Origin of the sequence: Massilimicrobiota sp. SW1139, assembly GCF_012027715.1 — a bacterium.
Classification (GTDB): Bacteria; Bacillota_I; Bacilli_A; order Erysipelotrichales; family Coprobacillaceae; genus Allocoprobacillus; species Allocoprobacillus merdigallinarum.
Window position 1 is genome coordinate 152,477 of the sequence record NZ_SJOR01000002.1, and the last position, 11,763, is coordinate 164,239.

An 11,763-nucleotide genomic window follows, 5' to 3' on the forward strand; every position below is an offset into this window, starting at 1 on the left:
CTATTTTAACACCTAAAAAACGGAGTTAAAACACTTTTTTTATTTTTTATATATAGAAAAAGATTTTGCTTTATACAAAATCTTGTCCAAATGATTGATAAATACCCTGGCCGTAATAAGAAGATGGCTCATAAAGTATAGGATAGATTTTCCAGTTATCCTCAAGAATACATTGAAACCATTGTCCCTGATGTGTAAAACAATATACACAATAAAGCATACCTTCTTGATATTCCATGGCTTCTTGGTAGCGTGATAGATGAAACTTATTTTTAACAAGATCTAAAATCACGGATGAACTCAATATATGATCTGTCATCCCTAAGACTTTGAATAAAACTTGACAATGTTGTTTGGATATCTGATGTTTTCTTAATAAAGAATACCTCTCTTCATAAGACAGCTTGGATAAAGATAAAATGTTTTTCTGAATAACTTGCCACTGTTTATAATCCTTCAATAATTCATATAATAACTGACAGTCAGGATAAGATAAATAAATCACTGTTTTTATCCATAATGTGCCTTCATTTTTAAACACAGGCATATCACTTTGATAAATCCAATATCCACCCAGCTCCTGTTTTTTATGTTTATTCCCAGCCAAAATATAATCCTCAATATTCAATGAGAAATCTTTATATTCTTGGCCTGCACCATTTAAAGCATAACTGACTTTATGGTTTTGTTCATCAATCATCTCTTTCCATAGAGGAGGTAGAGTGTTTTCATCAAGAATATAAGGATGTTCCACCGTTCCATTTCCATCACGTATTGTATATTTCAGTTCATTAAGAATTTGATTATTTGGATTGACAGATCTTCTTTTTATAAACAAAACAATGGCTAAAACAAGTAAAAACATCATCATGATAGAATCAAAGATAATACAAACAGGCTGTGGATTCGTTATTATCCCTATGATTAATGAAAGACATACACTGAAAGCCATCAAAACATTCAACACACAATAGAAAATATGTTCTTTAAAATAAAGAAATATTCCAAAATAAATGATCCACAATAATAAATGAATACCATTCATATATGAAAATTGATATTCAATGTTAGCCATAAATGCACATATAAGAGCTCCTACGTACTCTAAAAAATACCATTTTCTATTCATATATACTCATCCTCTCTTTCATTATAACAAAGATTTTGATGACATAAAAACAAAAGTTAATATTAAAATAATTTTTTATAATTTATTTATAATAAAAATATTTTTAATAATCACTTTCTTAATTTCCTTATAAAAAAGACAATGAATATTATTTACAATACTCATTGTTGCTTTCTATTGAAATATCTTTATCAAATATTGATTCTATTATACGATTATTTTTCAAATGGTTGATAAGTACCCTTTCCATAATAAAGAGATGGTTCATAAAGAGTTGGTTTCACTTTCCATACGCCTTCTCTCATTTGTAAAAACCAGTTATCATAATAATAGATACAATAAGCACAATAAATCATTCCATCCTGATGTTCCATTGCTTCCTGGTAATCTTCTTTTTGAAAACTGAATTTGATAAATGACTTTATGATATCTTGATCAAATATATTATCTTTTTGAGCAATAACTTTCAACAAACTCTTGGCAGCATCTTGTGGAATCTGATTGTCTATTAAAAATTGATAACTCTCTTTATAGGATAAGTTTAACACATGTGATATATTTTCTTGAATCATTTGCCACAGATGATCATCACAAAGCATCTGATATATATTTTTGACATCATCATGCGAAAGATAAACGACACCTTTCATCCAAAGGGTTCCATTTTCCTTTAAAGCAGGCATATCACTTTCATATTTCCAAAAACCACCATAATCTTGTTGGAGATGTTTTTTTCCTACCAATACCTTATCTTTAAAACCAAATGTTGAATCTTCGTATTCTTGACTTCCACCATTGAGTGCATACATCACTTTATGATATTGATGTTCTATTTCATCATTGATGGTAAGCGTCTGATCAATATCTAATCTATATGGATAAGATATTGTTCCATCTCCAGGCAAGTCTTTGTGCTGAATATCTTGAGATAATTCCATATTTTGATTTTGACGATTCCATCTCTTTTTGAAAAGCATGATGATAAAATAAAGAATAAAAGATAGGGATAAAATACTATCAAAAATAATAGGAACTGTAGAAGGATTATTGATGATTCCCTGAATTAAAGAATAATCAATACCTATTCCCGTTAATAAGCCTGATATGGGATAAAGGATACTTTCTTTAAAAAAGAATAAACAAATGAAAAAGAAGATAAAAAGAAACGGCTGTATAGTATTCATATAAGTGAAATGATATTCACTATTTAAATTCATTATACAAAAAATTCCACCAATGCATATAGCCAAGTTTCTCATCTTGATATTCATACATATCACCTCTACTTTTATTATATCAAAAAAAGCTGAGTTTCCTCAGCTTATTCGTCTAGTAATTGTTTTAATTCTGCAATTTTTTGATTATATTCTTCAATATGACGATACATATCCATGACTTCTTCATCAACAACACCTGATGTCTGAATTTGTTGATAATAATATTTTCCTAAGTCACGAAAAACATCATCACGATCAGATTCTAAATTTTTCATTTTAAGCTTCAATTTGGCAGTACCAGCTAATTCCTGTGTTTTATCAATAGCCTCTTCTGTCAATTTCGCTGCTTTTTTTGTGAGATCATCAAATAAAGGCATTTGTTCATTCTCCTATCCTGTATATTTTTTGATATATTGTACACCAATACCTCCAACTCCCATATGAGCACCGACAACAGCTGGAAGTTCTCTTAACTCTAATTCAACATTTCCAATTTTTTCTAAAACCATCTGTTTCACTTCTAAAGCTGAACTTTCACATAAGACATGTTCAATTGTAACTTTATATTCCTTAGCATTGACACCTAATTCGACCATGCGATTCACAAGTGTAGCTTTGGCTTTAGATAAGGTTCTGACTTTTCCAAGTACATCTATTTTACCACCCAAGTCATAATTTAATTCCATCACTGGAACAATTTTCAACATGCTGGCAAGTAATGCCACTGCTGGCGTAATACGACCACCTTTCTTTAAATGTTCTAAGTTAGGGGCCATAATAATCGTTCCAGATTGTTCAATCATGTTTTCAAGAATGTCTTGAATTTCACCAATACTCTTACCTTCTTGAATCAATTTGGCAGCAGTGAATACTAAATATTTTTGATTGCCTGCAGTTCCTTTTGTATCAATTAAAGTGATTGGAATACCCACCATTTCTCCAGCAACTTTCATCCCATTTAAAGTTGATGATAATCCTGTCGCAATGGGTAATCCAATAACTTCATCATAACCAGCATCTTTGATTTTTTGTAAAATATTCACCAGTTCCCCTGTTGCAGGTTGAGAAGTCATGACCATGATATCCTCTTTTTCCATAGTTTCAAAAACTTCCAAACTGGTAATGTCTTTTTGATCTAAATACGTATGATTTTTCATCGTAATACATAAAGGCACAATAAATATACCTTGATCTTCATATTGATTTAATTCTATTTGACAGCCACTATCAGCTAATACTGCAATTTTAGCCATCTCAATCCCTCACTTCCAAAAGTTAATTTTTCTCTCATTATTATAACACTTTTGACAATAAAATGAAATCATATATAATAAAGAAAGAAAGGTGTGACATCATGATTTCTATTGAAGATTATACAAGCCATACATTAGTTATTAAAAAATCTGAATTCGTTTGTCATTTGATTCCCTGTAGTCAAATTGAACAGGCTAACGATATGATTACAAAATATAGCGATCCACAAGCTACACATAACTGTGTCGCCTATATTATTGGTCCTCATGAAAGAGCATATGATGATGGTGAACCATCTGGAACGGCGGGTATGCCTATGTTAAATGTTTTAAAAATGCAAGGTTTAACAAATATGATAGCGATTGTGACCAGATATTTTGGTGGCATTAAACTTGGCGCTGGGGGATTAACACGAGCATATAGCCAAAGTGTAGCTGAAGCCCTTAAAGTCGCTCATATCGTTGAAAAAGAACTGGTTGATTTATATAATATAACAGTTGACTATACATATACACGTAAACTTGAGCATTTATTAAAAGTTCATCACATCAAGTGTATAGATATTCAATATCAAGAACAAGTTTCTTATCAATGTTATTTACATAACCTTGATTTTCTGGATATGATTCAAGATTTCACAAACAATCAGTTTCAAGCCGAAAAAATAGGCAGTGACTATATCCCAAAAGATGTTTGACACTTATATGCAAAGTTGTTATAATTTGAATATGATGAAAACAATAAGACTTGTCTGTACGCTCAACAGTCATGTCTTTTTTATTACAAGGAGGACGTATGGGGTTTTTAGAAATATTGATCATTGGTGTCGGGTTATCCATGGATGCTTTTGCGGTGAGCATCTGTAAAGGCTTATCAACACGCATGCTTAAACTCAAACACGCTTTGATTTGTGGTGGTTATTTTGGCTTTTTTCAAGGCATTATGCCATTTTTAGGATATGTATTAGGTATTCAGTTTAAAGATAAAATTGAAAGTATTGATCATTGGATTGCTTTTATCTTATTAGCTTTAATTGGAATCAATATGATTAAAGAAGCTTTTGAGGATGAAGAAACATGTAATACAGAATTTTCACCTAAAGTCATGATTCCTTTAGCGATTGCTACTTCCATTGATGCTTTAGCTATTGGTGTTACTTTTGCTTTTTTAAATGTCAATATTTTATCAGCTGTTTCTATCATTGCCTGTACAACTTTTGTGATTTCAATGATAGGTGTGAAAATCGGACATGTCTTTGGTATGAAATATAAATCTAAAGCTGAAATTGCTGGTGGTATTATTTTGATAGGTATGGGTATTAAGATTTTATTAGAACACCTTCATATTTTTGGTTAATCATTCAAATTTTATTCATATTGAGGTAAGATAATAGATAAGAGGTGAAAGATTATGAATGATGTCGCAAAATTATATCAAGTCTATATCAATAGAGAAGTTCAAGTCGCTAAAAATGAAATATTAAACACAACAAGAATCAATCAAAAGATTTTATCTTTTTTACATGATTTATCTGAAGTTGCACTTGAATCAAGATGTTATTTATTTTGGGAAAAAGAAGAACCTGTCAATCATCAACAGTTATTAGAAAACTATCTTGAAGGTTTAACGATGTTAATGTCTATTGGTTATGAATTACGTATTGACAGTATTAAAAATCATACAGAAATTCCTGAAAATCAAGATCTTTATTCTTTATTTTTCAAGATTTATCAATCTATTTTAAATGTTCAAAAACAATACTCTAGTGAAGACTATCAAAATACTATTGATGATTATTTTACATTAGGTTTTAAATTAGGTATTGATATTGATGAAATCATTGATAATTATCAAAATGATTAATCCTCATTCTATGAGGATTTTTTTATATGAAAAAGCAATCACTGATGTCGTGATTGCTCATCCATTTTCTTTAATTCATTTAATAATTCTATTGTATGTGGTAACCATTGACCGATTGTTTGAATCATAATCACTATTTCATTTTTAATGTATTTTAACTGTGGTTTATCAAATAAACGATTAACCAATTCAAAAAGCTGATCACCTGCAATATGGGCTGAAAATTCCTGTGTCAACATGATTTGAACATATCCACCTGCATCTTTGACTTCATCAATGAAAGGCTGTGTACATAAAATTTCATATTTTCTTTTCAATACAATATTATTCACTTCTCTAGGCAATGTTCCATATAAATCTTTTAATTCTTTTTCTAAAGATTGTAACTGTGTTAAATGTTGCGCTTTATATATACGTTGATAAAGATTTAATTTTTCCATATCATTTTCTACATAATTTTCAGGAATATAACCATCAACATTGACATTTTGAACAGGCACTTCTTTTTCTTCTTTTTTCTCTCCCGTTTTTTCTTCAATAGCCTCCTGAAGAATCCTCATATACATATCAAAACCAACTGTATCAATAAATCCAGCCTGTTCTCCTCCTAGTATATCACCAGATCCACGAATAGATAAATCACGCATAGCAATCTTATATCCACTACCTAATTGTGCAAATTCTTTAATCGCCTTTAAACGCTTCGTTGCTTCTTCATTCATTTGCTTGTTCTTTGCATACAATAAATATGCATAAGCCAAACGTTCACTACGACCAACACGTCCTTTAATCTGATAAAGCTGCGATAAACCAAAACGATCAGCATTTTCAATAATAATGGTATTGGCATTAGGAATATCAATACCGGTTTCAATGATCGTTGTACAAACCAGAATATCATATTCTTTATCTACAAAAGCCTGCATCACCTTTTCAAGTTCATCTTTGCTCATACGCCCATGTCCAATACCAATTTTTGCCTGTGGAACCAATCTGGCAATTTCATTAGCCACACTTTCAATATTGGCTGTCTGATTATGTAAATAGAAAACTTGTCCTTTTCGCCCAAGTTCACGTTCAATCACCTGTTTGACAAGCTGATTGCTTTTTTCCATGACATAAGTCTGTACTGGCAAACGATTTAACGGTGGTGTTTCAATTTGTGATAATCCACGAATTCCCATTAAAGACATTTGTAAAGTTCTTGGAATTGGTGTAGCAGTTAAAGTTAAAACATCTATTGTCTTTCTGATTTCTTTAATTTTTTCTTTCTGTTTAACACCAAAACGCTGTTCTTCATCAATACATAATAATCCTAAATCTTTAAAAACAACATCATTTGATAAAATACGATGTGTCCCAACTAATAAATCAATCTTTCCTTCCTTTAAATCACTTAAAATCTGTTTTCTTTGTTTCGTCGTTGTAAAACGATTTAATAAAGCAATAGTGACTGGAAAATTTTCAAAACGAGTAACCATCGTATGATAATGCTGTGAAGATAAAATCGTTGTAGGACATAGAAAAGCCACTTGCTTACCACCTAAAATAGCCTTAAAGCAGGCACGTAAAGCCACTTCTGTTTTCCCAAATCCAACATCTCCACATAACAATCTATCCATAGGACGTGGCATTTCCATATCAGCTTTAATTTCTTTGACTGCTTCTTTTTGATCTGGTGTCAGTTCATAACCAAAACATTCTTCAAACTGTATTTGCATAGCATCATCTTTAGGAAATGCAAATCCTGGCTGTTTCATTCTTTGTGAATATATTTCAATTAAACGATCTGCCAAATCATCAACCTTGTTTCTGACTCTTTGTTTTGTTTTTTGCCATTCTGTACTATTTAAAGAATGAATTTTTGGAACTTTTCCATCTCTGGAAGCATATTTTCGTACCAGTTTAAAATTTTCTACGGGAATATATAAAGTATCATTTCCTTTATAGGCAATATACAAGTAATCTTTTTTCACACCTCTGACTTCCAGTGTTTTAATACCCATATATTGTCCAATTCCATTGACATCGTGAACAACATAATCTCCAATATTTAATTCCGTATAATCATTGATGACTTTTGCATCTTTATATTTAATGTAGCCTTTTTTCTTTTGACTGTTAACCTTAAATAACTCTTTTTCTGTCAACAGGATCACATGTTCTTCACAAAAATCTATACCTGTTGATAAATCACCCATATAAATATTAATTCCCTGATAAATATGATCATCATGACCTACCAAGGCATAAGAGAGATGATATTGATCCAATAAATCTGTCATCATTTGAATCTGATGACTATTTTCAAGACACATAAGGATTTTATTTTGAATGAGATAATCTTTGATTTGTTGAATCAATTGATTTTCATTCAACAATGGTAATTGAATTTCTCTTGTTAAAAAGGAAATTTGTTTGTCATTCGTTCTAAAATCAACAAAGTCAATATCTGTCTTTTTTAATAATGAATCTAAACTTTGAAATAATGACAATCCTTTTACCATTTTCCCCATGTCTTGTAATTCATGAGAATAGTAGAATGTTTCTTCTACGTACTGATTATAGACTGATTTTATTTTTTCCTGACTTGATGTTACAATCAGCACATCATCAAAATAACAACGTAATGACGTTGATGATGAAAACAATCCCATGTACTGATAAAGACGAGATGAATAATCATGATTCTTAATAGATTCTATATCAATAGAAATTTCCTCATCTAAATCATCCTGATAATCAGGACACTGCGTTTGACTCTGTAATGTTTCAATCTGTGAAATCACATGTTCTATTTCCTGATCATCATAAAGCAGATCGGTCGCCGGTAAGATTGTAACTTCCTGAACATTTTCTAAAGAACGTTGTGTATTTTTATCAAAGAAACGTAAGCTTTCAATTTCATCATCAAAAAATTCAATACGAATAGGATTCTCATATTGGATAGAGTAAACATCTATAACCCCACCACGTTTTGAATAGTAAAATGGTTCATCAACACGTTGTATTATCTGATATCCACTATGGATAAGTTTTTCTCTTAATGTCAAAGGATCAATGGTCATACCTACAGATAAATGTAACTGAGAACTTTCAAAAAGAGACGGATGTGGTATATAACGTAAATAGCTTTGAGTATGGCAAATCACAACGATTGGCTGATGTTGCAGTAATAATGACAAAGTATGAATACGTTCTCCAACTAATTCCTGAGAAGAAGCCAAAGCTTCTACTCGTAATGATTCATCGCATGGAAAGAAAGCGACTTTTTGATGCAACAAAGGATACAGTTCCTGATATAAAAGCTGTGCCTGATATAAGCTATCTTTAATCACCAGCATTGTTTTTGGACAAGCGAAAAAAGCACTAGCAATGAGAATCGCCTCATCGCTAGCGTGAGATACAACAATCTCGCCTTTTCCTTTTTTCATTGCAAGATATGCTGAATTATTTTTTAAAATCTGAATAATCTTCTTCATATCTTTTCATCTCCTAATTAAAAGCATTCATTGCGGCTACAAAATCTTTATCAAGCATCATCTGAACAGCTTGTGCAGCTTTTTGAATACCATCTTCAATAAGTGGCTGCTGCTCCTTGGTAAAACGTCCTAGCACATAATCCACCACAGGTATTTGGGGATGTTTATCAATACCCACGCGAATACGTTTAAAATTTTGTGTACCTACATGAGCAATAATACTTTTCACTCCATTATGCCCTCCAGCACTTCCACTTTGTCTTAAACGTAACTTGCCTGTTGGCATATCCATATCATCATAAATCACCAGTAAATCATCGACATCAATTTTAAAGAAGTTCATGACTTGACTTACGGCTTCACCTGAATTATTCATATATGTCATTGGTTTGAGTAAAATAATATCTTCCCCTTGATATTTTAATTTGGCATATTCACCTTTAAATTTTTTTGTATTTATAGACACATGAAAATCATCTGCTAAACAATCCATAACCATAAACCCAACATTATGTCTTGTTTTCTCATATTCTTTACCTGGATTTCCTAACCCAACGATTAACTTCATATATAACTCCTATCTTACTAATATCGCTAGACAAACTCCATTCACATCTAATTGATGATCTAAAATTTTACCTTTTTCACTATGATATAAAAGTTGGAAACCATCTTCCACTTCAACCTGAAGTGTTTCTAGAGAAGCATTAAAGTATATGATAAAATCCTTATATTCTCCTTCATTTTGATGTAATGAATATTTAATCATACGATGATTAATATTTTCTGTTTTCACATTTTTACGTATCATATCATAACTTCCATATCTAAAACAAGGATTATTTTTTCTAAGGTGAATTAAAAACTGTACAAATTGAGTCGTATCAATTTCCATATCTTTACGATTCCAATCTAATGCATTAACCTGATCACCAGCATTATATGTATTAGAAAGTCCACCTTTTGTTCTAAAGAATTCCTGCCCACTATGCAAGAAAGGAACACCTTGCGATAAAATCACTGCGGCCATCATCAGACGTGAACGTCTTTTTCTAATCTTTTCAGATTCATCATAATTAGAAATCTGTAATTTATCATAACATGTCGCATTATCATGACATTCTACATAATTAATAGATTGTGTAATTTTCGCAAACATATCTAAATTACAAATAGCTTTCATCGCATCATTTGTTTTATACGTATCACCAGAAAAATAACCTTTTGTTTCCATCTGGTTCGTACCTCTTAATGTATCTCTAAAGAAATCATTAAAGAATCCAATATATGGTGTTTTCAAATTATTTTGAATCGTTGTACGCATCTCTTCATCTAAAGCTGTAGGCATATTCCATCCTTCACCATAAACAACAAATGAAGGATCTAAAGCTTTTCCTTGTGCATCTACAAGTTTCATTGTTTCCTGGTCAATGATACCCATTAAATCAAAACGGAATCCATCAATACCATATAAAACCTGCCAGCGTCTACACATATCTAAAATATATTTACGACACATCAGTGCTGTTGTATTTAAATCATTACCACACCATGAGCCATTAGAAAGACTACCATCTCCATTTCTTCTAAAGAAATAATAAGGCACTGTCCTTTCAAGAGCATTGATATTGACATCATGCATATGATTAAAAACAACATCCATCACAACACGTATGCCTCTAGAATGTAATGCTTCAACCATTCGTTGTGCTTCAGTAATACGCATATAACCATCGTCTGGATCTGTCACATAGCTTCCTTCTGTCACATTATAAGCTAATGGATCATATCCCCAGTTATATAGTTCCAATGGATTTTTTTCATCCACTGTCGCAAAATCAGCAATAGGCATGAGCTGTAAATGGGTAATACCTAAACATGATAAATAATCTAATCCCGTTGGATTTCCACTATCTGTTGATGTATTTAATTCTGTAAAAGCTAAAAACTTTCCTTTATGTTTCATTCCACTGGTAGAAGACATAGAAAAATCTCTGACACTTGTTTCATAAATCACCATATCTGTCATTTTTTCTAAAACTGGTAAATCAAACTGACGACATGGTACTTTTTCTAAATCCACAATAATGCTGGCACGTCCATTTGATGATGAAGAATAAGCATAAGGATCTAAAGTCACTTCATAACTGTTTGTATGTCTGATTAAATAAACATATTGTTCCAATTCTAAATCTTCACAGACTTCAACAAAATAAATACCTTTTTTTTGCCTTTTCATTGGGAACAATTCTGTTTCCCCATTCCATTTCATGACTTTCAAAATGACACCAGTCGCAAGTGGTGCCCAAACTTTGAATGTTGTTTTCTCTTTTGTATATTGATTTCCTAAATCATTATGATCATAAAAATATAATTCATCAAATTCTTCACACATAGATAGTTTGGAAAAATCTAAATAACAGCTTAAACCATAGGCATCAACAACCTTATAAACTTTTCCCATTGTAAAATTGGTATGAAATACATATTCCTGAAATCCGTCCTGACTACTATTATTCAACGAATCTCCATTCAATGGTATCAATTCATCATTTTCAATATTTTTAATATAAAATTGGCTACTAATGCCATTATAATATCCTTTAGATAAGTAAACTCTAATCTCATCAAAAGCAACTGCATAAGCTTTCATCCTTACTGCACTTTCTTCCATATAACCATCCTTTCTCTTTAACACGACTATTAACCATTCCAAGTATAACATAAACAAATCTAAAAAACTATCAAAGAATGTAACCCCTTTACTTTTCTTGTTTAGGTTTGATACTTTATATCAATTGTCATATAAAAAAACAAA

General features: G+C 31.2%; 10 protein-coding genes. 3 read left to right on the top strand and 7 right to left on the bottom strand.

What is annotated here, in order from left to right:
* Positions 1-70: 70 nt before the first annotated feature.
* The 4 genes from E0K96_RS02090 to E0K96_RS02105 all read right to left on the bottom strand — a co-directional run bounded on the left by E0K96_RS02090 (position 71) and on the right by E0K96_RS02105 (position 3,599).
* Positions 71-1,129, bottom strand: a complete 1,059-nt coding sequence (locus E0K96_RS02090) for a hypothetical protein (RefSeq protein WP_168080824.1) — start codon at positions 1,127-1,129, stop codon at positions 71-73.
* Positions 1,130-1,344: 215 nt separating this feature from the next.
* Positions 1,345-2,400, bottom strand: coding sequence for a hypothetical protein (locus E0K96_RS02095; RefSeq protein ID WP_168080826.1), 1,056 nt, complete (start codon positions 2,398-2,400; stop codon positions 1,345-1,347).
* Positions 2,401-2,450: 50 nt separating this feature from the next.
* On the bottom strand, positions 2,451-2,723 hold the full coding sequence (locus E0K96_RS02100; RefSeq protein WP_087244344.1) for a hypothetical protein: 273 nt from the start codon (positions 2,721-2,723) through the stop codon (positions 2,451-2,453).
* A 12-nt stretch (positions 2,724-2,735) separates the two neighbouring features.
* The gene (locus E0K96_RS02105; RefSeq protein ID WP_168080828.1) at positions 2,736-3,599 is read right to left on the bottom strand and encodes a DegV family protein; all 864 of its coding nucleotides are present in this window, start codon (positions 3,597-3,599) and stop codon (positions 2,736-2,738) included.
* Positions 3,600-3,700: 101 nt separating this feature from the next.
* Between E0K96_RS02105 and E0K96_RS02110 the strand changes: the two genes are divergently transcribed.
* From E0K96_RS02110 to E0K96_RS02120, 3 genes are all read left to right on the top strand, one after another.
* Positions 3,701-4,297 (top strand): YigZ family protein, encoded by a 597-nt coding sequence (locus E0K96_RS02110; protein WP_168080830.1) that lies wholly within the window; start codon positions 3,701-3,703, stop codon positions 4,295-4,297.
* A 98-nt stretch (positions 4,298-4,395) separates the two neighbouring features.
* On the top strand, positions 4,396-4,956 hold the full coding sequence (locus E0K96_RS02115; RefSeq protein ID WP_087304331.1) for a manganese efflux pump MntP: 561 nt from the start codon (positions 4,396-4,398) through the stop codon (positions 4,954-4,956).
* Between the two features lie 54 nt (positions 4,957-5,010).
* Positions 5,011-5,463 (top strand): dUTP diphosphatase, encoded by a 453-nt coding sequence (locus E0K96_RS02120; protein WP_087304330.1) that lies wholly within the window; start codon positions 5,011-5,013, stop codon positions 5,461-5,463.
* A gap of 38 nt (positions 5,464-5,501) precedes the next feature.
* On the opposite strand, the gene mfd is transcribed toward E0K96_RS02120, so the two are convergent.
* From mfd to pulA, 3 genes are read right to left on the bottom strand one after another with little or no spacing between them, the layout of a single operon-like run.
* Positions 5,502-8,945 (bottom strand): transcription-repair coupling factor, encoded by a 3,444-nt coding sequence (gene mfd, locus E0K96_RS02125; protein ID WP_168080832.1) that lies wholly within the window; start codon positions 8,943-8,945, stop codon positions 5,502-5,504.
* 13 nt (positions 8,946-8,958) lie between these two features.
* On the bottom strand, positions 8,959-9,513 hold the full coding sequence (gene pth, locus E0K96_RS02130; RefSeq protein ID WP_168080834.1) for an aminoacyl-tRNA hydrolase: 555 nt from the start codon (positions 9,511-9,513) through the stop codon (positions 8,959-8,961).
* 9 nt (positions 9,514-9,522) lie between these two features.
* The gene (gene pulA, locus E0K96_RS02135) at positions 9,523-11,619 is read right to left on the bottom strand and encodes a type I pullulanase (protein WP_168080836.1); all 2,097 of its coding nucleotides are present in this window, start codon (positions 11,617-11,619) and stop codon (positions 9,523-9,525) included.
* Positions 11,620-11,763: the final 144 nt, after the last annotated feature.

Excerpts from the sequence above, each read along its gene's own strand:
- E0K96_RS02090 (WP_168080824.1), bottom strand. The coding sequence starts at position 1,129 with ATGAATAGAAAATGGTATTTTTTAGAGTACGTAGGAGCTCTTATATGT.
- E0K96_RS02095 (WP_168080826.1), bottom strand. The coding sequence starts at position 2,400 with ATGAATATCAAGATGAGAAACTTGGCTATATGCATTGGTGGAATTTTT.
- E0K96_RS02100 (WP_087244344.1), bottom strand. The coding sequence starts at position 2,723 with ATGCCTTTATTTGATGATCTCACAAAAAAAGCAGCGAAATTGACAGAA.
- E0K96_RS02105 (WP_168080828.1), bottom strand. The coding sequence starts at position 3,599 with ATGGCTAAAATTGCAGTATTAGCTGATAGTGGCTGTCAAATAGAATTA.
- E0K96_RS02110 (WP_168080830.1), top strand. The coding sequence starts at position 3,701 with ATGATTTCTATTGAAGATTATACAAGCCATACATTAGTTATTAAAAAA.
- E0K96_RS02115 (WP_087304331.1), top strand. The coding sequence starts at position 4,396 with ATGGGGTTTTTAGAAATATTGATCATTGGTGTCGGGTTATCCATGGAT.
- E0K96_RS02120 (WP_087304330.1), top strand. The coding sequence starts at position 5,011 with ATGAATGATGTCGCAAAATTATATCAAGTCTATATCAATAGAGAAGTT.
- mfd (WP_168080832.1), bottom strand. The coding sequence starts at position 8,945 with ATGAAGAAGATTATTCAGATTTTAAAAAATAATTCAGCATATCTTGCA.
- pth (WP_168080834.1), bottom strand. The coding sequence starts at position 9,513 with ATGAAGTTAATCGTTGGGTTAGGAAATCCAGGTAAAGAATATGAGAAA.
- pulA (WP_168080836.1), bottom strand. The coding sequence starts at position 11,619 with ATGGAAGAAAGTGCAGTAAGGATGAAAGCTTATGCAGTTGCTTTTGAT.